Origin of the sequence: Perlucidibaca piscinae DSM 21586 (genome assembly GCF_000420045.1) — a bacterium.
GTDB lineage: Bacteria > Pseudomonadota > Gammaproteobacteria > Pseudomonadales > Moraxellaceae > Perlucidibaca > Perlucidibaca piscinae.
This window is the reverse complement of sequence record NZ_ATUE01000010.1, coordinates 59,889-81,846: the sequence shown is the minus strand read 5'-3', so window position 1 is coordinate 81,846 and position 21,958 is coordinate 59,889. Positions and strand designations below refer to the sequence as shown.

The following is a 21,958-nucleotide window of genomic DNA, read 5'->3' as shown; positions in this document are numbered from 1 at the left end:
CCTTCACCGCCAACAGCGCCTTCGATTCCCTGAACGTCGGCGACAAGGTCGAGGAGACCTTCACCGTGAAGTCGGTGGATGGCACCGAGCAGGCCATCACCGTCACCATCAACGGCACCAACGACGCCGCCGTGATCACCGGTGCCAGCACCGGCACGGTGACAGAAGACGCCGCTCTCAACCAGGTCGGTGGCACACTGAGCGTCGATGACCCGGACAGCCCGGAAACCTTCTCGACCCCTGCCTCGTTGAACGGTACCTATGGCAGCTTCACGTTCAATCCGGCAACCGGTGCCTGGACCTACACGCTGGACAACACACGCGCCGTGACCCAGGCACTGACCAGTGCATCAATCGTCACCGATGCACTCACGGTAACCAGCACGGATGGCACGGCCTCTAAAACCATCTCCGTCACCATCAATGGTGCAGATGAGGCACCTGCTGTTGTCACGGTTGCTGCAGTCTATGCGGGCAATGACGATCCGAATGACTTTGATACCGGTGGCAGCGCAGTGGGTAACGGCTCGTTTGTATGGACAGGCACCAACAACGCTGACAGCTTCGGTGTTCAGGGGGATGGGACTTCGTCAAACGGCAAGGACACGTTGTACGGACTTGGCGGCAATGACACGCTCAATGGTGGCAATGGCATCGACACGATTTTCGGTGGCGAAGGCAATGACATCATCAGCGGTGGTTCCGTTACAGACACTCTGTATGGCGGGTCCGGCAATGACACCATCAGTGGTGACGCCGATGACGACGTAATCATCGGTGGCTATGGTTCAGATACTCTGACCGGCAACAGTGCCAACGACATCTTTGTTTATCTGTCCACCCGAGACATCGGCGACACCATCACGGACTTCAATGACGCAGGCAACGACACGATCGACCTGTCGGCCCTCGATGCCAACTCCGCGACCTCCGGCACCAATGACGCCTTCGCCTGGGGTGGCGAGTTGAACGGTCTCGTGGCCAATGGCGTGACTTGGCATACCAGCGGTGCAAACGTGATTGTCTGGGCAGATACCGATGGCAATGTCGCCACGGCTGAGCTGCAGATCACCCTGACCGGCACCGCCAGCATCACACTGTCCGACTTCGTGCTCTGATCCGTCAGAACCTCCGCAACACCACAGGCCGCGATCTCTGATCGCGGCCTGTTCGTTTCCGGCTCCCGGCCAGCGATCGCTCAGCCCGCCACCATCAGCCGTTCACGCAGCCCGTGAATCTCGTCGCGCAAACGCGCGGCTTCCTCGAACTCGAGATTGCGGGCCTTGGCCAGCATGTCCTTTTCCAGTGCCTCGATGTGGCGCACCAGCTGCTTCGGGTCACGCAGGTCGGCCGCCTTCTCGCTGCCCGGACGCTCGCCGCCTCGTCCCTTGCGGCCGCGTCCGGGCGAGCCGGCGCCATTGGCAGCGGCGGCCCCGGCATAGGTCTCGAGGATGTCGCTGACCGAGCGGCTGACACCCTGCGGCACGATGCCATGCTCGGCATTAAAGGCGATCTGCCGGGCGCGGCGACGCTCGGTCTCGTCGATGGCGCGCTTCATCGAGCCGGTCATGCGGTCGGCATAGAGAATGGCCTTGCCGTTGAGGTGGCGGGCGGCGCGACCGATGGTCTGGATCAGCGAGCGGTCGGAGCGCAGGAAGCCTTCCTTGTCGGCATCGAGGATGGCCACCAGCGATACCTCGGGCATGTCCAGGCCCTCGCGCAGCAGGTTGATGCCGACCAGCACGTCGAATTCGCCCACGCGCAGGTCGCGGATGATCTCGACACGCTCGACGGTGTCGATGTCGGAGTGCAGGTAGCGCACCTTGGTGCCGTGCTCGCGCAGGTACTCGGTGAGGTCCTCGGCCATGCGCTTGGTCAGCGTGGTCACCAGCACGCGCTCCTCGACGGCAACACGTGCCTTGATCTGCGACAGCAGGTCGTCGACCTGGGTCGAGGCCGGGCGCACCTCGACCTCGGGATCGACCAGACCGGTGGGGCGCACCACCTGCTCGACCACGTTGCCGGCATGTTCCTGCTCGTAGTTGCCCGGGGTCGCGGACACGAAGATGGTCTGCGGCGAGATGCGCTCGAACTCCTCGAACTTCATCGGCCGGTTGTCCATTGCCGAGGGCAGGCGGAAGCCGTAGTTGACAAGGTTCTCCTTGCGCGAGCGGTCGCCGTTGTACATGCCGCCGATCTGCGGCACGGTCACGTGCGACTCGTCAATGAGCAGGATGGCATCAGGCGGCACGTAGTCGAACAGCGTCGGCGGCGCCGACCCTGCCGGACGCCCTGACAGGTAGCGCGAGTAGTTCTCGATGCCCTGGCAATAGCCCAGCTGCTGCAGCATCTCGACGTCATACTGGGTGCGCTGGGCGATGCGCTGGGCCTCGAGCAGCTTGTCGTTGGCGCGGAACCACTCAACGCGCTCCTTGAGCTCGACCTGGATCTGCTCGATGGCAGCGTGGATGCGCTCCTGCGGTGTCACGTAGTGGGTCTTGGGGTAGATGGTCACGCGCGCCACGCGCTGGCGCACTTCACCGGTAAGTGGGTCGAACCAGTAGATCGCCTCGACCTCTTCGTCGAACAGCTCGATGCGCACCGCCTGCGCCTCCGACTCGGCCGGAAAGATGTCGATGATGTCGCCGCGCACCCGGTAGTGGCCGCGATAGAACTCGATGTCGTTGCGCGTGTACTGCAGCTCGGCGAGGCGGCGCAGCAGGCCGCGCTGGTCGATGCGGTCGCCACGGGCGACATGCAGCAGCATCTTCATGTAGGCCTCGGGATCGCCGAGGCCGTAGATCGCCGACACCGTGGCGACGATGATGGCGTCACGCCGCTCCAGCAGCGCGCGCGTGGCGGAGAGGCGCATCTGCTCGATGTGCTCGTTGATGGCCGCGTCCTTCTCGATGAAGGTGTCCGACGACGGCACGTAGGCTTCCGGCTGGTAGTAGTCGTAGTAGCTGACGAAGTACTCGACCGCGTTGTGCGGGAAGAACTCCTTGAACTCGCCGTAGAGCTGGGCGGCCAGGGTCTTGTTGGGCGCCATGATGATGGCCGGGCGCTGCAGCCGGGCGATCACGTTGGCCATGGTGAAGGTCTTGCCGGAACCGGTGACGCCGAGCAGGGTCTGATGGCTGAGACCGTCCTCGACGCCCTGCACCAGACCGGCGATGGCCGTCGGCTGGTCGCCGGCTGGCTGGTAGCGTGACTCGACCCGGAACAGTCCCTCGCTCAGCCCGTCATCCGCCATGATCCCGCCCCGCCGTGATTGCAAACCCCCAGTCTAGCCGGTCCGCGGGCGGGCGACACGTGAACGACGAGCCTTGGCCAACATCGTTACGACGTTCGCCCGCATCACGCCTGAGCGTCATCCCCGAGCAGGTTCATCCGATAGCCACGTTTTTCCGGTATAAGCAGGCTCATGCCCCTGCCGGAGTGACTCGCCATGTCCCTGTTCAAGCGCCTGACCGGCCTGCAGCCAGCCGTCCCCCTGCCCTATGTCGAGAACACGGTTGTCGCCGGGCAGGCCAGCCTGAGCATCCGCTACCTCGGCACGGCCGGCTTCGTGGTCAGCGACGGCACGCACACGGTGGTGCTGGACCCCTACGTCACCCGTCCGGACCTGCTGACCTCGCTGACCCGCCCCCTGGTGCCGGATGCCGACCTGATTGCCGCGCTGATGCCGGAAGCGGATGACGTGCTCATCGGGCATGCCCACCACGATCACATCCTGGACGGCCCCGAGCTGTGCCGGCAGACCGGTGCGCGTCTGATCGGCTCGTCATCGACAGCCATGGTGGGACGCGCCGCCGGCCTGCCGGAGGCACAGCTGGTCGAGACCGCCGGTCGCGAGGACATCGCCTCCGGCACCTGGACACTGCGTGGTTTTCCGTCCCGGCACGGGCGCATCTTCGGGCGCATCCCCTTCCCCGGCGATCTGCACGCGCCGCCGCCCTGGCCGCCGCGGATGCATCAGCTCAAGCATGGTCTGGTGCTGAACTGGCTGCTGGACACCGGGCCGCTGACGGTCATGCACATCGACTCGGCCGACTTCATCGAGGAGGAACTGGCCGGGCACCGCTGCGACATCGTCTGCCTCTGCGCCATCGGCCGCCAGGCGCGCCCGGACTACGTGCGCGACGTGGTGCGGCTGCTGCAGCCGCGCTGGATCATCCCCTGCCACTGGGACACCATGCTGACACCCGTGCATGCCGAGCCCGACCTGCTGCCCGGTGTCGACCTGCCAGGCTTCCTGGCCGAGATCGAGGCCGCCGGCGTACGACCTTTGTTGACGCCGATTCTGGGGACGCAGCGGTTTTCGTGACCCCGTCGATCCGGTATCATTCCGCCGTTTTGCCTGCCGGCAGCCGGGTGATCCCCGGCCCACTTGATCACCAGGAGATACCCTTGGACATCCAGCTCTCGCAACGCGTGCTCAGCATCAAGCCCTCGCCCACCCTCGCCGTGACCAAGAAGGCTGCCGAGCTGAAGGCCGCCGGCCGCGACATCATCGGCCTGGGTGCCGGCGAGCCGGACTTCGACACCCCGGAGCACATCAAGGCGGCAGCTCAGGAAGCCATCGCCAAGGGCTTTACCAAGTACACCGCCGTCGACGGTACCCCGGGCCTGAAGAAGGCCATCATCGCCAAGTTCAAGCGCGACCAAGGCCTGGACTACGCGGCAAACCAGATCCTCGTGTCCTGCGGCGGCAAGCAGAGCTTCTTCAACCTGTCGCTGGCCCTGCTCAACAAGGGTGACGAGGTCATCATCCCGGCGCCGTTCTGGGTTTCCTACCCGGACATGGTGATCATTGCCGACGGCACCCCGGTGATCGTCGAGTGCCCGCAGTCGCAGGGCTACAAGATCACTGCCGCCCAGCTCGAAGCCGCCATCACGCCGAAGACGCGTCTGCTGGTGCTGAACTCGCCGTCGAACCCGACCGGCATGGTCTACTCCAAAGCCGAGCTGCTGGCCCTGGTCGAGGTACTGCGCAAGCACCCGCACGTGCTCATCGCCACCGATGACATGTACGAGCACATCATCTGGACCGCCGAGAAGTACGAGAACATCGTCACCGTGGCACCGGACCTGTACGACCGCACCATCGTGCTCAACGGCGTTTCCAAGGCCTATGCCATGACCGGCTGGCGCATCGGCTACTGCGCCGGTCCGCAGAAGCTCATCGCCGCCATGACCAATGTGCAGTCGCAGTCCACCTCGAACCCGACCTCGATCTCGCAGGTCGCCGCCGAAGCCGCGCTGAACGGCCCGCAGGATGTGCTTGTGCCGATGGTCAAGGCCTTCAAGGAGCGTCATGACTACGTCGTGGCAACCCTCAACACCATCGAGGGCGTGTCCTGCTCGCCGGCCGACGGCGCCTTCTATGCCTTCGCCAACGTCGAGGGCGCGATCGCCAAGCTCGGCCTGAAGAATGACCTGGAGTTCTCCGAACACCTGCTCAACACCGTCGGCGTTGCCGTGGTGCCGGGCTCGGCCTTCGGTCTCGACGGTCACATGCGCATCTCCTACGCCACCGCCATGTCGGTGCTGGAAGACGCGCTGGCTCGCATCAAGAAAGCCATCGAAGGCTGAGCCGCTGATCAGGAACCGCCGCCACCCGTCCGGGTCGCGGCGGTTTTTTGTGCCCGCGACTTGTCCGGCCTGCCCCTTCTGCCGCATGGTGTGACCCTGCGTTTTCACCGGCCAACACGTTACCAGGAGTCCCTCAGCCATGCGTCTTGATGTGGATGTCGCCATCGTCGGCGCCGGCACTGCCGGCATGTTCGCCATCAGCGAGGCCCGCCGCGCGGGCCTGTCCTACGTGCTCATCGATCACGGTCCGCTGGGCACCACCTGTGCCCGCGTCGGCTGCATGCCCTCCAAGCTGGCGCTGCACGCCGCCAGCCTGTGGCGCACGCGTCGCGAGATGGCCGACTGGGGCATGACTGGCCAGGAAAACCTGCGCATCGACCTGGGGCAGACCTGGCAACGGCTGCGCCAGGGTCGTGACCACTTTGCCGGTGCTGCTGCCGGCACCGCGCGCAAGCTGGGTGCCGATCAGCTGATCAACGGTCGCGCCCGCTTCACGGCAGCCGGCGAGCTGACGGTGAGCACCGCCGAGGGCGAGGTCGTGGTCACGGCGGCGCAGGTCATCCTCGCGGTCGGCTCCACGCCCTTCCTGCCCGACAACCTGCAGGCGGTGGCCGATCGCTGCCTGACCACCAACACCCTGTTCGAGCAGGAGAGCCTGCCGGCGCGCATCGGCGTCATCGGTTCCGGCGCGCTCGGGCTGGAGATGGGTCTGGCCCTGAGCCGTCTCGGGGTACAGGTACATCTGGCCGGCTCCAGCAGTTTCGCCGGCATCGACGATCCGGTGCTGTCGGAGCGGGTGCAGGCCAGCGTGGCCGGGGAGCTGACGCTGTGGCTGGGCCAGCCGGCAACGGCCGAGCCGGCTGCGGATGGCGTGCGACTGCGCGCAGGCGAGAAGGAGACCACGGTGGATGCCCTGCTGGTGGCCGCCGGACGTCGCCCCAATCTGGCCGGGCTGGATCTTGCCGCCGCCGGCATCGCGACATCATCGCGCGGCCTGCCTGACATCGATCCGCTGACCCTGAAGATCGCCGGCCATCCGGTCTACGTGATCGGCGATGCCAACGCCAGCCGGACCCTGTTCCACGAGGCCACCGACGAGGGCCGGCGCGCCGGCCGCCATGCCGCAGCCACGGTGCTGGCAGCCAGAGCCGCAGCCGCCGACACGCCCGGACACGTGAATGCCGGAGCCACATCACCAGCACCGCGCCAGGTGCCGCTGAGCATCACCTTCAGCGACCCGGACATCGTGCATGTCGGCCTGCGCCATGGCGAACTGGATCCGGCCACGGCACTGATCGGCACCGCCTCGGGCGAGGCCAACGGACGTCTGCGCATCCTGGACAGCATGCAGGCCATGATTCGTCTCTATGCCGACCGCGACAGCGGCCGCCTGCTCGGGGCCGCGCTGTTCGCGCCGGCCGGCGAGCACCTCGGCCATCTGCTGGCGCTGGCGATCACGCGTGGCGAGACCATAAACAGTCTGCTGGAGCTGCCCTGGTATCACCCGACCATCGAGGAACTGCTGACGGTGGCGCTGGAAGATCTGCGCCGTCAGCGCAAACGCGCGCCGGGCTGAAACGTCAGTTTGAAGCGATTCACAGGGGGGCCGGCAGACGCAGAACGCCCGCCAGCGTGGTGACGCAGTCGCCGCCGACCTCGATGCGACCGGTGCCGGTGACGTGGACATGCACCTGGCCGTCGCGGCCGACGCAGCGCCCCTGGCGCGCGACGTAACGCGCACCTGTCGCTGGCAGCATGCCCGTCAGCTGCAGAAAGGCCGCCACCGCCCCGTTGCCGCTGCCGCAGACCGGGTCCTCGCTGATGCCGCTGGAGGCCGCAAACGAACGTACCTCGAGCGCCAGCGTCTCCCCCGGCGCGCGCGCGAACACGGTGATACCAGTGACCGACAGGCGCTGCTCGAGGTGCGCGCTGGCCGCCTGATCCGGCGTGAGGGCCAGCAGTGCCTGCACGGACGGCAGCTCGGCGACCAGCCAGCGTGGCCCGACATCGACCACGCTCGGCACGCACCCCGTGCGCAGTGCGGCCCCCAGCACGAGCTGGAGCGTCGCCACCATCTCCTCGGACACGTCCTGCAGCCTGGCCTCAGGCAAGGTCAGCACCAGACGCTGCACGGATGTCGCTGCATCAGCTGCCGTCCTGTCATCTGCCTCGGCTGGCACGTCAGCAGCCTCGACACGCAGGCGTATCTGCCCCACCGCGCAGGACTGCACCAGCTCACCCTGGCGGGCACGCAAGCGTCCGCTGGCCAGCAGGGCGTGGGCACTGCCCAGCGTGGGGTGTCCGGCGAACGGCAGCTCGCCGCGCGGCGTGAAGATGCGCAGCCGGTAATCCGCGTCGGGATGATCGGCCGGCAGCACGAACGTGGTCTCGGACAGGTTGGTCCAGGCCGCGATGGCCTGCATGTCGGCCGTGCTCAGGCCCTCGGCATCCAGCACCACGGCAACCGGGTTGCCGCGCAGGGGCTGCGCCGAGAACACGTCAACGACATGCAGCGCATGCTCCGTCACGGGCATCAGGCCGCCGCCGCATGCATGGCGTCGGCGGCTGCAAGCGGGTCGCCCGATTCGGCATAGGCTGCCACCCAGGCGCCGTAGTTGTGCACCGTGGGCAGGTCCTCGGGGTGGAAGCCGGGACGGTAGTAGCTGGCGATCATCGGCAGCAGGCGACGCATCACGCCCTTGCGCGGGCCCAGCAGCCAGCCCAGGCCGCGACCGTACAGCGACACGCGCTCGCGCACCGTGTAGCCGTCCATCGCCAGCATGAACCAGGGTGCGACCACGGAATACAGCGAGAACGAGGCGGTGGCATGGGTCATGGCCAGGACTCGGGTGAAGTAACCAACGCCGGCAATCTGCTGCATGACGTCATAGGCCACCGACTTGTGCTCCATCTCCTCGATGGCATGCCAGGCGAACATGGCGCGCACGCGCGGATCGGCACCCTCGAGCACGGCTTTCTCGGCGAAGAACAGGTCCGCCATCATGGCGGTGAAATGCTCCAGCGCGGCAGTCAGCGCCACGTTGTACTCCGGCGACAGACGCTGCAGACGACCGTCGCACATGGCACGGGTGTGCTTGACGAAGGCCTCGACATCGATGCCCTGGCGGCGCAGGCGCTCGTTGTAGCGCGTGTGCACCTGGCCGTGCTGGCCTTCCTGCATGGTGAAATCCTTCACCGCCTGCAGCAGCTCGGGATCCTGGATGCGGTCGCGGAAGGCGCGCACCGCCGAGATGAAGTAGCGCTCGCCATCCGGGAAGGTGGCCTGGATGGCGTCGAAGACGCGGGTGCGGTAGGCATCGCCGGCCATCCAGTAACGCGGGATGTCGTCCGAATCCAGGCCGAAATCCAGATCCTTGCGGACCACGATGGTTTCCTTGTGTGCATGACGCGCCATGGTGGGGTTCTCCATCCCGACAGGTGACGGATTGATTGTGGCGACAGAAGCGCCCGACAAGGGATAGTATCGCGACAGAAAAGGAATAAATGGCGACATCATGGCCCATGCCCTCGGACTGCACTTTCTCAGCCTGCTGACCATGGCCGCCGCCCGCAGCGGCAGCGACCTGAAGCCAGTGCTGGCCAGCCTGCAGCTGGGTCTGCACACCGGTGACGGCGATCCGCCGGCCTGGCCGCTGTCGCTGGTGGCAGCGCTGATCGAACAGCTGGAGGCCGGCACGACGCAGGGACGTTTCGTGTTCGCGCTCGCCGATGTCTTCAATTTCGACGGCCAGCCGGCGGTGGCCGCCTTCCTCGCCAGTGCCACCACCCTTCGCCAGCTGCACCGCCTGCTGGACTGGGTACCGGTGCTGGTGCATCCGGGCCTGGGTTTCGAGATCGTTGATCGTGCCCCCGAGGCCCTGCTGCACCCGCGCGTGCGCAGTGACGAACCTCGCCTGCACGATCACCCGCTGCTGATCGAGCTGATGACGGCAGTCGCCGTGCACCTGGGCCGGGTGGTGGCACCGGATGCGCCGGTGGTTCGCGCCATCGACTTCCGTCATGCGCCGCACGGCAGCATCGATGCCTACACGCGCTGGTTCGGCTGTCCGGTGCGCTTCGGCGCTGACGACAATACCCTGCACGGCGACAGCCGGTTGCTCGATGGCAGGCTGCCGGGTGCCCTGCCCCAGGCCCATGCCGCCGCCGAGGAAACCATACGTCGACGCATGCTGGGTGACGGCGTGGCGCCTGGCGTCAGCTCGCAGGTCGAGGTGCTGCTACGCCGCCAGCCCGCCCTGCTCGGTGACGGACTGGCCGGCGTCGCGGCCTGCCTGCATGTGCATCCGCGCACTCTGCAGCGCCAGTTGCGCGCGGCAGGCACCGGCTATGCCGATCTGCGCGACCGCCTGCGCGAGGAACTGGCCTGCACCATGCTGCGCGACCCCGCGCTGGACATCGACAGCATCGCGCTCAAGCTCGGCTACCGCGAGCGCCGCAGCTTCACCCTGGCGTTCCGGCACTGGCAGGGGCGCACGCCGTCCACCTACCGCCGGCAGGCACTGGGCTTGCCTCAAAAATGATTCACTCCTGCCCACTGCCTGGCTGAGCCGTTGCCGTTGCCGTTGCCGTTATTGGGGCGCGTTCAGCATTCATTCCCGCCTCCGGCGCGAGAAAGTCGCGCACCACGGCAATCAGCTCCGGCGTATGCATGACGCCGGAGTGCGACGCCCGCAACCCCGGGTGCAGATCCTGCAGCAGCAGGTTGCGCACCCCGGGCTCCTGCAGGAACTGTGCAGCCACCGGAGTCACCACGCGGTCGTTGGCCGTGGCCACGATCAGGCTCTGCACCCCCTCGGGGTTGCGCCGCTGGCGCTGCAGCGCCTGGATGAACGCTGACTGGCGTCCCTGCTGCATGCAGGCCGGACAATGCGGCAGCGCAAGATCCGCCGGCACCCGGTCGGTGCCGTTGATGCTGGGTGCGACGGCCACCAGACGCGCCACCCGCCCTGCCAGCGCTGGCTCATTGGCCACCATGAAAGCCAGCAGGCCGCCCTGCGAATGCCCGACCAGACTGACGCGTGCCGCACCGGTTCGCTCCAGCACCTGCTGCACGAACTCGCGCACCTGCGCCGCCGAGCGCGACACGTCATCAATCCCGTTCGGCCCCAGCGGTCCCCGGCGTCCGTAATTGAGCGCGAACAGACAGTGCCCATCACCGTGCAACGCGGGCGCCAGGCTGGAGAAAGCGCGCCGCGTGCTGGCAAAGGTGCCGTGGATAAGCACCACCGGCGCCGCATGACTCCCGGTCGCGCAGCGCTGGTTCAGCACGGACGCGAGGTCAGCCGCTGCCGGCACGGCAGTCGTCGCAAGCAGCAGGCCTGCCAGCAGCCGACCGACTGAACTCCTCGTCGATCCTGCCGTGGTCAGGCGGGTCTTCGTCGCCATCCGAATCCTCTCCACTCTGCCGAACGGCAGATCATCCGCTCCGCAGGTCGACGGATCGCCGACCGCACCGACACCGGTTCAATGACGTCACTGGCGCCGGATGCCCCGGCGACCTGCCACATCGAACACAGGTGACTTCATGAAACCGACACGACATGTTCTGCAGGCCATGGGCCTCGCTGTCGCCACCGTGACCCTGGGCCTGTCACCCGCTGCCCATTCTGCCAGCGGCAAGCTGGTGCTGACCGGTGGTGTCAGCACCATCGAAGGCAGCGGCGGCGGCGGACTCACGCCCTGGGCCCTGATCGGCACCCAGGCCACTGACAACGAGTGGGGCGTGGCCGCCAATGTCTCGCAGGCACGCACCCAGGACTATCGCCTCGACACCCTCGGCGCCATGGTGGCCTGGGATGACCGGCTGGAGTTCTCCGTAGGCAGCCAGTCGCTGGACACCGGCCCCACCAGCCGCCAGCTGGGCGCACCCGGGCAGGAGCTTGACCAGGTCATCGTCGGGGTCAAGTACCGTGTGCTCGGCGAAGCCATCCTCGACGCTGACACCTGGCTGCCGCAGGTTGCCGTCGGCGTGCAGCACAAGCGTCTGGACGCCGGCAACAGGATCGAAGGCATTCTCAACAGTGTAGGTGCCGACACCAGCGGCACAGATTTCTACGTCAGCGCCACCAAACTGTTCTTGAAGCCCGCCGTATTGATCAATGCCACGCTTCGCGCCACTGAGGCAAATCAGAACGGTCTGCTTGGCTTCGGTGCCAATGGCAGCTCTGGATACCAGATCATGCCAGAAGTGTCGGTGGCAAAGCTGCTGCGCAACAACCTCGCAGTAGGTGCCGAATACCGTGCCATGCCAGACAACCTCGAGCTTCGTCCCGTGGGTGGTGGTCGCAACGGCCTTGCCTCCGACGACTGGAAGGACGTCTTCGTGGCCTGGGCACCACGCAAGAACGTCTCCCTGACTGCGGGCTACGTCGATCTGGGTCGCATCGTGCCGGCCACGACCAGCAACCGCGATCAGACCGGCTACTACGTGTCCGCCCAGTTTTCCTACTGACAGGAGCCACCAATCATGAAGAAATCCCTGATGCTGATTGCCCTCTGCGTGGGGCTTGCGCAACCGGCACTGGCCTCCACGGCCACTGCCACGACCCTCTACGACAAGCTCGGCGGCAAGGAGTCCATCCGCGCCGTGATGGATGATTTCGTCAGTCGTGTCGCGGCGGACCCGCGCATCGGCGACCAGTTCCGCAACACCAACGCGATTCGTCTCTCCGCCCTGCTTACCGAACAGGTCTGCGAAGCCACAGGCGGGCCCTGCAAATACGCCGGCCAGGACATGAAAAGCGCGCACGCCGGCATGACCATCACCAAGGCGCATTTCAATGCCCTGGTGGAGGTGCTGATCGCCAGCATGCAGGCCAAGGGGGTGCCGTTCGCCCTCCAGACCGACGTGCTGGCCCTGCTGGCGCCCATGCACCGCGACGTCATCACGGTGAAATGAGACGGCGGTTCTGCTTCAGGTACACCGTGGCACCCTGTGCGCAGTCAGCACGCAGGATGTCCTGCCCGGGCGGCAGTCGCAGCCAGCTGCCGGCTGGCAGGGCATTGCCTGCCACCGTCATCTCGCCCGACAGCACAAGCAGCTCGTGGTGCCACCCCGGCCGCGTTGTCATGACGCTGCCGGGGCAAAGCACGCACAACCGGACCCGCTCGTCCTCCGAGTCATGCAGCAGGCAGTCCCGGCCCTGCGATGTCTCGTGCCATCGGGCGGGGTCGCGCGTGTCGACTCTGACCACGTCCCGCTCGCCGGTCGACATCTGCCAGAGCTTGACGAAGATCTCGGTGCCATCACGGCTGAACGGGGCATGACGCGAACCTGGCGGATGGCGCAGGTACCAGCCCGCCGGATAGTCACCGCTCTCATCCGAGAAGGTGCCCGACAGGACCAGGATTTCCTCGCCTCCGGGATGGTCATGCGCCGGAAAGCGCGAACCGGCCTGATAGCGCACCCGGCTGGTTGCGCGCGCCTTCTCCTCGCCGACACGGTCGAGCATGACCCGGGTGACACCGGACTGAGGTTACGGCACCCAGCACTGCTCGTCTGGCAGGAGCCGGGCCGGACGGGTGAAATCCGCATTGATGCGCATGATCTGCTCGCTCGCTGGCGCCACGACCGCGCCGCGTCAGCGCGTCAGCCAGCGCAGACGCCCCAGCCATTCGCCAGGCAGCAACACGTAGGAGGTGGCATCAGGATGGCAGCACGGGGCGTCGGGACGGGTGACTTCAAGCGCCACCAGCCCGGGAAACTGGAATCCGTAGAGCAGGCCGCAGGCCGACAGCGGCCTCCCGTCCTGCTGCTGCGGCCGGACATGATTGCTCCATGCCGTAGCCAGCTGTGCATTCTCGACCTGCTGCAGGATCTCCAGCTCGCCAGGTCTCAGCACGCCCGCCACGACGCTGCCTGGGGACCAGGGCTGATCCTCCCAGCGCAGGGGGCGCTCGCTGAGCGGACAGACCAGTCCGGCAAAGCGTGCCGTGTTGACGCGATGGATTTCCATGGGCGCGACCGACGCCTCCCGTGTCCCTGGCACATGATGCACCACTATAGCGCAGCCACTTCCGCCAGGCACCCGGACAAACGACGCTGCCCGGTCCGTCATGACGTGCGGGAACGATCGCGGCACGCTGTTTTTGTGAGCAAACACCATGCACGCGGCTTGACCACCATGCAGTCGGTCTCTATCATTCGCCCCCGCTACGACATTCCCCGATAGCTCAGTCGGTAGAGCAAATGACTGTTAATCATTGGGTCGCTGGTTCGAGTCCAGCTCGGGGAGCCAATTCAATGAAAAAGCCGATCAGGCAATATTCCTGATCGGCTTTTTCGTTTCCAGGTCCGGGCATTTCCCGGGGGTGACGCAGCATGCGGTATGCGGCAATGAATGCCGCATCACCCCGGTGCAGCGCCGATGTGCCGGCTGCTCACCGGCACACGACGCCGGCTCAGAGGCTGCTGGCGCTGATTTGCAGCACGGCTGTGGTGCCGCTGGTCTCGTTGCCGACCACCAGCAACGGCAATCCGGTCGGCGAATTCGTCGCACTGATGAAGGTCAGCCCCTCGGGACCGCGATCGCCGGTCGCCCCGATGCGCGGGTTGGCATAGCTCAGGAAGCGTGGCGACGCCGGATCGGTCACATCGTAGACCATGATGCCGCCAATCCGCTCCAGGCCGATGAAGGCCAGCGTGCGCCCGCGCACCGTACCCAGTACAACCCCTTCCGGCTCGGGACCCTTTGACGCGCTTCGGCTGTCGAGCGCGTTGTCGTCGTTGCTGGCGTTGAACATCACGTTCGGCAATGCTGTCGTGCGCTGCTCGAACTCGTCACCGCTGTCGTAGACCTGAACCAGGCTGTCGGCATTCCAGATCGAGAACGACCGGCTGCCGAGCGAGAACAGCTGGTTGCACTGCCCGCTGCCGTTCTTGCTGTTCAGCCCGCCGTTGGGAATGGCCGTGATGCGCAGACGACCCAGATTGGAGTCGAGGATCTGGTTGCCGGCATCGCCGAACACCAGCGGATCCAGCGCCCCGCAGTAGCCACGCACACGCAGATCCTCGCGGCCATCGGCATTGATGCCGACGTACTCGCGGGCATCCCCCTCATTGGCCGTGATCAGGTAGTTCACGCCATTGACCCGGTAACTTGCGACGGCATCCGGCAGGTAGAGTCCGCGAACCGGCACCGGCGCAATGCGGATGGCGGGCGTGCCGCTATTGCTGTTGGAAACGCCATCCTCATCGCTGACGTCCATGCCGGCCCCAGCGAGATTGTGGTCCTTGCTGCCCAGACTCCGGACCCGGGTCACGGTCGCCGAGGCCAGGTCGATCTCGGCAATCGCGTTGTTCTCCTGCAGCGTGGCCCACGCGGTTCGGCTGTCGGTCGAGATGGTCAGATATTCGGGCTCAAGGTCCTGCGAGACGCTGGCATTGGGACCGTAGATGCGCACGCCGGCCGCACGCAAGCTGTCGAGCTGGCTGTCGTAGGCAGCAAACCCGGCGGTCTGCACCTGGGTGGTGATGGACGAAGTGGCAGGGCTGAGGCCGGTGACACGGATGATGCTGACGGATCCGACCGGATCCACCGAGTCAGGCTGGTTGTAGCTGTTCGGCTCGCCCTCGTTGGCAACGACCAGGGCACGGCCGTCAGGCGTGAACGTCAGCATGTCGGGCAGGGCGCCCACCGTTACGGTCGCAAGCACCGCCAGGTCGCTGGCACGCAGGAACACCACGCTGCCGGGGTCGGTCTTGACTGTTGCCTGCAGTGCCACCGCCACCACGCCGTTGTAGACGGCCACGCTGTTGGCGGCGCCCAGGCCGGCACCCAGATCAAGGGCATCGAGGGTGTCGATCAGCTGCGGACTTGCCGGGTTGCCAAGGTCCAGCACATCGACAGAGCCCAGTGCCCCGTTGACCACGAACAACCGGTCGCTGCGCGGGTCGAAGGCCGAGATCTCGGCGGCAGAGGGCCCGCCCAGATGCTGGTACTGGCCGATCTTCGCCAGCGACACCTGGATGGGCGCGGCCGGTCCGCCGGCATCGCTGCCACCACCGCAGGCGGCAAGCAGAATGGCGGAGGCAAGCGACGCGAGAACAAGGCGGGGTGGCGTGACACGGGTGACGGAACGAGGCATGGCAGTGGATCCGGATCATGTGATCCGAACATGCTGCCAGCCGAGCATGTCATTCCGTTGGCGATATCATGACAGTACGGAGGCAGTCATATCGTTCAGGAGTCCTGCTGCCACAACGGCCAGCGCGCCGGCGGCTCAAACGCATAGCCGGGTTCCACCCAGCTAGCCTCTTGCCGGCTGTCGGCACAATCCAGTCCCATCAGGTGCAGTGCAGCGTGATCGAGATCATCCGTGAGCAGACGCGTGCGGCTGACGCCCTGCCCTTTCCCGTCACTGCGCCAGATCACCACAGGTACCCGGAATCCGGCGACGGTCGTGGGGCTGTGGCCCGCTAAATCTCGCTCATGACCGACCTCGTTGCCGTGATCGGAAGCATAGAGAAAGCGCCGGGGCCGGTCACTGGCACTGCTTTCCAGACGATTGAGCAGCTGATCAAGAATCCAGTCGTGGTAGGTCAGGGCATTGTCATACTGGTTGCGCAGCTGGCGGATCAGCGGACCGCGATCGGCCGCAGACAGCTGGGCCTCAACGCGGTCGTTGCTGGCAGCACTGAAGTGCGTGAACCTCGCAGGGTAACGGTTGGCGTAATTGGGGTGGGCACCCAGCAGATGCACGATCACCAGCTTGCGCGCTGCCGGATGCGCCAGTGCCGACTCGACGGCAGGCAGCACGCGCTCGTCCAGCGAGGTGCTGCTGCGGCCTGAACGGGTGTTGGCATAGAACGCCTCGTCGGCATAGGCGCCATAGCGGGCAGCGATCAGGCGGTCATCGTGGTTGCTGATCCAGAACACCCGAAACCCGGCCTGGCGGGCATAGGCCATCAGGTTGCGGTGCTGGTGGGCGCTGGTGTGCAGATCCTCGCCGGTGAGCTTCATGCCCAGTGACGGGATGGTCGCTGGCGCGGCGGCGTAGGCATCGCAGAAGACCGTGAGCTGTGACAGCCGCCGGGTGAGTGCCGGGGTGGTGTCACGCGGGTAACCGCAGACACCGAGGTTGTCGCTGGTGACACTGTCCCCGAGCACCAGCATCAGGGTCTTGCGCTCGGAAAAATCCGGCAGGCGCACCAGGTCCTCACGCGCCTTGGCATCCCAGCGTGCATGCCAGCGGGCCGATGTCTGCCATTCAGCCTGCTGGCGGGCCACTGCCTCGTGGACACCAGCCCAGTACGGCAACGGATGCAGATCACGTGACGGGTTCATGGCATAGGCGGCGACCGCCAGCAACGCGAGGAAACCGGCCAGGACTCGCGCCGGAGACGTCAGGCGCGGGGGTGTCGATACGACGATCATGTCCCTGCGCCAGACGACCCATGACCAGAGATAGATGCCGGTCAGAACCGAAAACCCGGCGAGGGCTGGAACCAGCAGGTATGCCTGCCCCACAAGGAATTCGCGGGACTCGCGCAGGGTGGTGTTGGCCAGCGCCTCGATGACCAGACGCGAGGTGACATCGGCACCATACAACCACCAGATGCTGGCGCGTACGAGGGCATCGGCAAGAAACACCAGCAGCCAGACACTGGCAGCAACACCCAGCCAGCGGCGACGCTGACGGGCGGCCAGCCAGAACAGCCATGCGCCGGGCAGTGACAGTGCCCCGAGACGGATGGCATCGGTCCAGTTGCCGGCCAGGCTGAGCAGCAACATCACAAGTAATGCCGGCAGAGCCAGCCAGATTATGCGTGCGGTCCCCATGCCGGGTTCACCCCTTGTGCTTGCGCCAGTCAGCGAACGCTAGCTCTTCATTGGGCTCAGGTCAGGTGGACACGAGGCAGGTCTTCATGAAATAGGGTCAGATGTTGACGCGAATTGGCGACACGAACCTTGGAGGATGTGCTGGCAATGCGCCGAGCTCCAGGGGAAACATGAAGTGCTCACCATGCAAATGAAGAAGATTTGCTAACTGCCAGAGCTGCTGCCCTCCCCCCCATCGCAATGCATTTCAGGAACTGCCTGATCCGCGCCAGAACTTGCGCATGGCGCGCGCCGTCACCCGCGGTGTCTCGACCATGGGCAGATGGCCGATGCCGTGCAGCAGCTTCACCTGCGCCTGCGGGATGAGCTGACGAAACGTATCGGCGCAGGTGACATGCAGCACTTGATCGTCGACACCCCAGAGCACCAGCGTCGGCACCTCGACGCCAGAAAAGGCCGCCAGCTCCGGATCCGGTTCGTTCTCCATGAGCTGGCGGAACAGATGTTCGTTGACATGACGACGTGACACCAGATCCCAGTACATTCCCGGCGCCATGACCATGGCCAAGGCCCGGCTCGACATGACGGTGGCAAGCAGGTCGAAAACGCCTCTGGCATTGTGGGCAATGAGTCCGTTGCGACCCTCGGCCAAGCCATCTTCGAAGGGTGTGCGGACAACGCCGGCGACACCGGCGGCATTCATCAGCGTCACGGTCCTGACCTGCGCCGGATGACGCGCTGCCAGCAGTCCGGCGACGCCACCGCCCATGGAGCTGCCGACGACATGCGCAGGCCGGTCAAGGACATGCTGCATCCAGCTCGCCAGACGCGCGACCTGGTCATCCATGCCGTAACGCGCGGATGCGTCGAACTGGCTCTCGCCCCAGCCCGGCAGATCGATCAGGAAGAGATGGTAGCGGCGCGCCAGGAAAGGCAGCAACGGCAGCCAGTTCTCCTTGCTGGCGCCAAAGCCGTGCACCAGCACGACCGCTTCCCCCGCGCGGTTACCACCCTCGAGCCAGACCACGCGCTGGCCGGCAATCATGCCGTGCCGGCTGGAAAGTCCGGTGACCGTACCATGCAGCCGGTTCAGCAGCGGCAGGAAGCTGCGATAACGCCAGCGCCTGACCCGCTCCGGGTCCGGCGCACGGGCACGCGCCAGATAGGCCGGACCGACGGCCGTGATGAACTCGCGCTCAAGCAGGTTGTTGCCTTCCTTCACAGTGAACCGCTCCATCGATTTCATTTCCATGTGTTGACACGATCAAAAAGGTTTCAAGATGCGCAGCGACACGCGGATACAGTTCGCGTGGAAGATGCGGTGCCAGCTTGCGCAACATGCGCGTGAACAACTTGCGGATCAGGGCAATGACGCCATCGAGCGTCCTGTCGACGATAAAGTTGAACTTCATCAGATCCTTGGGGTGCATCGCCAGCGGCACAATTGCCTCTTCCACAGCTTCGATCAGCAGCTCGATGCCCTCGTCAATGCTGGTGGCACTGCCGTCATGCAGAGTGGCGAGCACGCGCTGCGCCTCGGCGGCCAGTTTTGGCGAAATATTGAAGGCCATGTAGGGTTTGTCGCCATCACCCAGGTCCAGGGTGTGTACCAGACCGTGAAAATGGGCGATGACCGGCGGCAAACGGTCATTGGCGAGAAAGCCGATGACCCAGCCGACGTAGTGCCGGGCCTTGGCCTTGATGTCCTCGGCGACCGTCTGGGCCTCCAGCAGCACTTTCGAGGGATGCGTGCGGTTGATGTCTTCCAGCAGGTGTGTGAAACAGGCATCAATCAGGTCACAGTAGGTCTCGGTCAGCAGCTCGCCCCCCAGCTTCTTGTCAGCATCAATGAGGTGGCTGCGCGAACGCTGGAACAACCCCTCCAGCTCGGCCGGGATGCGTGCTTGGAGCGGGCTGGCGATATAGGGAACATGCATGCTCATCACTGGTTCTCCACGGCTTCGCTGCACTCGGCTGCACTGGCCTTGACCTTACAGCGCACGCGCTTCAGCAGCGTCATCATGCGCGGATCATAAAAACCCTCCTTGGTGAGCTGGACTCGCGCCTCGCGCATCATCAGTTCGTACTTTTTCTTGTCAGGTTCGGGAATATCCAGCCAGTACTTTTGCGGAACGGCATTCTCGGCCTGATTGACAACCTGAACGGCACGATCGAACTGGCTCTGGATATAGAAACGCGATTTCTGCCCGAAACCGTCCGGAAACTTGTCATGTCGAACGATCAGGTTCGCCGTCAGCTGGATCAGCGGAAAACGGTAGATGGCCCCTGTTGAACCCAGTCCTTTGTGTAACTCCAGTGGCTGATAGGCGACTGCAGGCGCGGCAATGATATCGACCTGGCCATTGTTGAACTTGGAGCCGAAATTGATGATTTCAGAAGCCACCGGCTGTGCGCCCATCTGCTGCACCAGACGTGCTTGCGACTTGTCGTAGTCGAGTACGGCAACTTTCTTGCCGGCCGCCTTATCCACCGAGTTGATGCTGCGGTCGCGAACAAAGACATAGGCGGCGCCGACAGGCAGTATGCCGACCACTTCGTACTGGCCGGACACCATCTTGTCCGCCGATTTCGGACTACTCAGCACATCAACGACGGCGCGCAGATGGGGGTAGCCCGGAACACCACCGATCGAGTCGACGCTGCCGACGTAGCTGTTGAACTGGCGACCACGCAAGGCCGAAATGGCGACACCGTCACACTGGCCGGCCTTGAAATCCTCGGCTGCCAGGCGCTCGTCGGTATAAGCCTTGAGATCGAGAGTGACACCCCAGCCCTTGGCAGCGACCGCGTAATCACGCGCATAGCCATAACCCGGGCCGTTGGTTCCGCCCGGATCGAAGACACAGAATTTCTGACCCGCAAACGCGGTCACCGGCAGTACTGCTGCCAGCAGGAACGCCATGACCATCTTTCTGCTTTTCATGTCTCTTCCTTGGTTTTTTTCAGCAATGGAAACACCTGCTCAGGCCGCGCTGGCCATAGTCGCCCTCGGCGGTCATCAGACCGTCTCCGCCCGGTAGTGCTTCGGATTGAAATGACCCATCTGGACCGCGTACTGGGTGGCAAAGCCCGGATACATGGTGGCGTTGTAGCCGTCCTCGGTCAGGTACCAGCTCTTGCAACCCGAATTCCAGTTGGTGCGGGCAAGACGTTTCTGGATGGCACGGTTGTACTGGCGCTGCACCTCCGGCCTGACGTCGAGCAGCTTCAGGCCCTGCTCGCGCAAGCGGCAGATGCTGCCGACGATGTAGCCGATCTGCGACTCCATGTAGACCAGCGCCGAGTTGTGGCCCGGCCCCGAGTTCGGCCCGAGAATGAACGACAGGTTGGGATAGCCCGAGACATTCACGCTCTTGTAGGCCTGCGCGCCGCGCGCCCACTCCTCGGCCAGCACGCGGCCCTGCAGGCCGCGAATGGTGAAGGGCGTGCCGGCCTTGCAGATGTCGAAACCGGTGGCGAAGACGATGCAGTCGACCTGATGCTCGACGCCCTCGGCGGTGCGGATGCCCTTGGGCGAAATGGTCGCGATCGGCCAGGTGATGAGCTTGCAGTTCGGCTTCTGCAGGGCCGGGTAGTACTCGCTGGACATCAGCACGCGCTTGCAGCCGATGCGGAAGTCCGGCGTGAGCTGGCGGCGCAGCCAAGGATCGGAGACCTGATGCCGGAGAAAAGCGGCGCTGATGCGCTCGACCACACGCGTCATCGGCGTGCTCCAGATGAAGCTGAAGGCCATCGACTCATGTCCCCAGTACAGGGCCTTGCGCAGCAGGCTCTGCGTCGCCGGCACGGCACGGAACAGGGCCTTGCTCCACTCCGGCGAGCGATAGTCCATGCGTGGCATGACCCAGCCCGGCGTGCGCTGGAAGACAGTGACTTTCTCCGCGACCTTGACCAGCTCGGGAATGATCTGGATGGCGCTGGCGCCGGTGCCGATCACGGCGATGCGCTTGCCCGTGAGGTCATAGTCGTGGTCCCAGCGCGCACTGTGGATGCGCTTGCCCTCGAAACTGTCGATGCCGGGAATTTTCGGCAGGCTCGGGTTGGCGAGACCGCCGGAGGCCATGACCAGTGAACGGCCGCGAAATTGCTCGCCCTGGCTGGTGGTCACCAGCCAGTGACCCGCTATATCGTCAAAGCTCGCTTCGCTGACCGTGCGGCCGAAACGGATCAGCGGCCGCAGGTCATTGCTGTCTGCCAGGTGGCGGGCATAGTCGAGAATCTCGCCGCTGCACGAATAGGCCCGCGACCAGTCCGGATTCGGCGCGAACGAGTACGAATAGAGATTGGATGGAATGTCGCAGGCGGCACCCGGGTAGGTGTTGTCGCGCCAGGTCCCGCCCACTTCGTCCGCGCGTTCGAGAATGATGATGTCGGTGATGCCTTTCTGGCGCAGGCGGATGGCCGCGCCCAGCCCGCCGAAACCGGCACCGATGATGAGGACTTCACAGACCGCGACATCGGCAGGTGATGCTTTCGCCTTGCGTGGACGCGCTGCGGGGATTTTCACTTCTGCATTCATGATTCGGTTCTCGCTGAAGACA

General features: G+C 65.1%; 18 protein-coding genes, 1 tRNA gene and 1 pseudogene. 8 read left to right on the top strand and 12 right to left on the bottom strand.

Annotated elements, in window-relative coordinates; all coding sequences use genetic code 11:
- The coding region (locus F595_RS0111595; RefSeq protein WP_022957043.1) for a VCBS domain-containing protein at nucleotides 1–1,118 on the top strand (1,118 nt) is incomplete at its 5' end.
- 80 nt (nucleotides 1,119–1,198) lie between these two features.
- Here the strand turns inward: F595_RS0111595 and uvrB are convergent.
- Nucleotides 1,199–3,253 carry an excinuclease ABC subunit UvrB gene (gene uvrB / locus F595_RS0111590; protein WP_022957042.1) on the bottom strand — a complete coding sequence of 685 codons (2,055 nt, stop codon included), beginning with the start codon at nucleotides 3,251–3,253 and terminating at the stop codon, nucleotides 1,199–1,201.
- A gap of 195 nt (nucleotides 3,254–3,448) precedes the next feature.
- Between uvrB and F595_RS0111580 the strand changes: the two genes are divergently transcribed.
- The 3 genes from F595_RS0111580 to F595_RS0111570 all read left to right on the top strand — a co-directional run bounded on the left by F595_RS0111580 (nucleotide 3,449) and on the right by F595_RS0111570 (nucleotide 7,171).
- On the top strand, nucleotides 3,449–4,327 hold the full coding sequence (locus tag F595_RS0111580) for an MBL fold metallo-hydrolase (RefSeq protein WP_022957040.1): 879 nt from the start codon (nucleotides 3,449–3,451) through the stop codon (nucleotides 4,325–4,327).
- An 83-nt stretch (nucleotides 4,328–4,410) separates the two neighbouring features.
- Nucleotides 4,411–5,595: a pyridoxal phosphate-dependent aminotransferase gene (locus tag F595_RS14000; RefSeq protein ID WP_022957039.1), complete on the top strand. Its 1,185-nt coding sequence runs from the start codon at nucleotides 4,411–4,413 to the stop codon at nucleotides 5,593–5,595.
- Between the two features lie 139 nt (nucleotides 5,596–5,734).
- Nucleotides 5,735–7,171, top strand: a complete 1,437-nt coding sequence (locus F595_RS0111570; protein ID WP_022957038.1) for a dihydrolipoyl dehydrogenase — start codon at nucleotides 5,735–5,737, stop codon at nucleotides 7,169–7,171.
- A 19-nt stretch (nucleotides 7,172–7,190) separates the two neighbouring features.
- Here the strand turns inward: F595_RS0111570 and F595_RS0111565 are convergent, their stop codons facing one another.
- A complete protein-coding gene (locus F595_RS0111565) occupies nucleotides 7,191–8,129 on the bottom strand; it encodes a PhzF family phenazine biosynthesis protein (protein ID WP_022957037.1) in 939 nt (312 codons plus the stop codon).
- Nucleotides 8,129–9,010, bottom strand: coding sequence for a metal-dependent hydrolase (locus F595_RS0111560; protein WP_026913550.1), 882 nt, complete (start codon nucleotides 9,008–9,010; stop codon nucleotides 8,129–8,131). The genes F595_RS0111565 and F595_RS0111560 overlap by 1 nt, the downstream gene beginning before the upstream one ends.
- 100 nt (nucleotides 9,011–9,110) lie before the next feature.
- Between F595_RS0111560 and F595_RS0111555 the strand changes: the two genes are divergently transcribed.
- The gene (locus F595_RS0111555; protein WP_022957035.1) at nucleotides 9,111–10,136 is read left to right on the top strand and encodes a helix-turn-helix domain-containing protein; all 1,026 of its coding nucleotides are present in this window, start codon (nucleotides 9,111–9,113) and stop codon (nucleotides 10,134–10,136) included.
- 1 nt (nucleotide 10,137) lies between these two features.
- Here F595_RS0111555 and F595_RS13995 read toward each other — a convergent pair whose 3' ends face one another.
- The gene (locus tag F595_RS13995; RefSeq protein ID WP_022957034.1) at nucleotides 10,138–11,001 is read right to left on the bottom strand and encodes an esterase/lipase family protein; all 864 of its coding nucleotides are present in this window, start codon (nucleotides 10,999–11,001) and stop codon (nucleotides 10,138–10,140) included.
- Nucleotides 11,002–11,140: 139 nt separating this feature from the next.
- Here F595_RS13995 and F595_RS0111545 point away from each other — a divergent pair, with 139 nt between their 5' ends.
- A complete protein-coding gene (locus F595_RS0111545) occupies nucleotides 11,141–12,067 on the top strand; it encodes a DUF3034 family protein (RefSeq protein ID WP_084683066.1) in 927 nt (308 codons plus the stop codon).
- 15 nt (nucleotides 12,068–12,082) lie between these two features.
- Nucleotides 12,083–12,514, top strand: a complete 432-nt coding sequence (locus F595_RS0111540; RefSeq protein ID WP_022957032.1) for a group I truncated hemoglobin — start codon at nucleotides 12,083–12,085, stop codon at nucleotides 12,512–12,514.
- Here the strand turns inward: F595_RS0111540 and F595_RS0111535 are convergent.
- Together F595_RS0111535 and F595_RS0111530 are read right to left on the bottom strand one after the other, a co-directional pair.
- Nucleotides 12,501–13,073, bottom strand: a pseudogene (locus F595_RS0111535) (cupin domain-containing protein); the annotation flags it as partial. The gene F595_RS0111540 and the pseudogene F595_RS0111535 sit on opposite strands and share 14 nt — an antisense overlap.
- Nucleotides 13,074–13,196: 123 nt before the next feature.
- Nucleotides 13,197–13,571 carry a hypothetical protein gene (locus tag F595_RS0111530; protein WP_022957030.1) on the bottom strand — a complete coding sequence of 125 codons (375 nt, stop codon included), beginning with the start codon at nucleotides 13,569–13,571 and terminating at the stop codon, nucleotides 13,197–13,199.
- A gap of 206 nt (nucleotides 13,572–13,777) precedes the next feature.
- On the opposite strand from F595_RS0111530, the gene F595_RS0111525 reads away from it, so the two are divergent.
- Nucleotides 13,778–13,853: transfer RNA gene (locus tag F595_RS0111525), tRNA-Asn, on the top strand.
- Between the two features lie 163 nt (nucleotides 13,854–14,016).
- On the opposite strand, the gene F595_RS0111520 is transcribed toward F595_RS0111525, so the two are convergent.
- The 6 genes from F595_RS0111520 to F595_RS13990 form a co-directional block, all read right to left on the bottom strand.
- Nucleotides 14,017–15,702, bottom strand: coding sequence for a choice-of-anchor I family protein (locus F595_RS0111520; RefSeq protein WP_022957029.1), 1,686 nt, complete (start codon nucleotides 15,700–15,702; stop codon nucleotides 14,017–14,019).
- A gap of 95 nt (nucleotides 15,703–15,797) precedes the next feature.
- Entirely contained in the window at nucleotides 15,798–17,396 is a 1,599-nt protein-coding gene (locus tag F595_RS0111515) for a sulfatase-like hydrolase/transferase (RefSeq protein WP_022957028.1), read from the bottom strand.
- Nucleotides 17,397–17,643: 247 nt separating this feature from the next.
- Nucleotides 17,644–18,633, bottom strand: a complete 990-nt coding sequence (locus F595_RS0111510; protein ID WP_022957027.1) for an alpha/beta fold hydrolase — start codon at nucleotides 18,631–18,633, stop codon at nucleotides 17,644–17,646.
- Entirely contained in the window at nucleotides 18,593–19,366 is a 774-nt protein-coding gene (locus F595_RS0111505) for a hypothetical protein (RefSeq protein ID WP_156873881.1), read from the bottom strand. The genes F595_RS0111510 and F595_RS0111505 overlap by 41 nt, the downstream gene beginning before the upstream one ends.
- On the bottom strand, nucleotides 19,339–20,319 hold the full coding sequence (locus F595_RS0111500) for a putative solute-binding protein (protein ID WP_228126961.1): 981 nt from the start codon (nucleotides 20,317–20,319) through the stop codon (nucleotides 19,339–19,341). The genes F595_RS0111505 and F595_RS0111500 overlap by 28 nt, the downstream gene beginning before the upstream one ends.
- Before the next feature lie 96 nt (nucleotides 20,320–20,415).
- Complete coding sequence (locus tag F595_RS13990) at nucleotides 20,416–21,936, bottom strand: flavin-containing monooxygenase (RefSeq protein ID WP_084683060.1); 1,521 nt, start codon at nucleotides 21,934–21,936, stop codon at nucleotides 20,416–20,418.
- Nucleotides 21,937–21,958: the final 22 nt, after the last annotated feature.

Excerpts from the sequence above, each read along its gene's own strand:
- uvrB (WP_022957042.1), bottom strand. The coding sequence starts at position 3,253 with ATGGCGGATGACGGGCTGAGCGAGGGACTGTTCCGGGTCGAGTCACGC.
- F595_RS0111580 (WP_022957040.1), top strand. The coding sequence starts at position 3,449 with ATGTCCCTGTTCAAGCGCCTGACCGGCCTGCAGCCAGCCGTCCCCCTG.
- F595_RS0111570 (WP_022957038.1), top strand. The coding sequence starts at position 5,735 with ATGCGTCTTGATGTGGATGTCGCCATCGTCGGCGCCGGCACTGCCGGC.
- F595_RS0111565 (WP_022957037.1), bottom strand. The coding sequence starts at position 8,129 with ATGCCCGTGACGGAGCATGCGCTGCATGTCGTTGACGTGTTCTCGGCG.
- F595_RS0111560 (WP_026913550.1), bottom strand. The coding sequence starts at position 9,010 with ATGGCGCGTCATGCACACAAGGAAACCATCGTGGTCCGCAAGGATCTG.
- F595_RS0111555 (WP_022957035.1), top strand. The coding sequence starts at position 9,111 with ATGGCCCATGCCCTCGGACTGCACTTTCTCAGCCTGCTGACCATGGCC.
- F595_RS13995 (WP_022957034.1), bottom strand. The coding sequence starts at position 11,001 with ATGGCGACGAAGACCCGCCTGACCACGGCAGGATCGACGAGGAGTTCA.
- F595_RS0111545 (WP_084683066.1), top strand. The coding sequence starts at position 11,141 with ATGAAACCGACACGACATGTTCTGCAGGCCATGGGCCTCGCTGTCGCC.
- F595_RS0111540 (WP_022957032.1), top strand. The coding sequence starts at position 12,083 with ATGAAGAAATCCCTGATGCTGATTGCCCTCTGCGTGGGGCTTGCGCAA.
- F595_RS0111530 (WP_022957030.1), bottom strand. The coding sequence starts at position 13,571 with ATGGAAATCCATCGCGTCAACACGGCACGCTTTGCCGGACTGGTCTGT.
- F595_RS0111520 (WP_022957029.1), bottom strand. The coding sequence starts at position 15,702 with ATGCCTCGTTCCGTCACCCGTGTCACGCCACCCCGCCTTGTTCTCGCG.
- F595_RS0111515 (WP_022957028.1), bottom strand. The coding sequence starts at position 17,396 with ATGGGGACCGCACGCATAATCTGGCTGGCTCTGCCGGCATTACTTGTG.
- F595_RS0111510 (WP_022957027.1), bottom strand. The coding sequence starts at position 18,633 with ATGGAGCGGTTCACTGTGAAGGAAGGCAACAACCTGCTTGAGCGCGAG.
- F595_RS0111500 (WP_228126961.1), bottom strand. The coding sequence starts at position 20,319 with ATGGCGTTCCTGCTGGCAGCAGTACTGCCGGTGACCGCGTTTGCGGGT.
- F595_RS13990 (WP_084683060.1), bottom strand. The coding sequence starts at position 21,936 with ATGAATGCAGAAGTGAAAATCCCCGCAGCGCGTCCACGCAAGGCGAAA.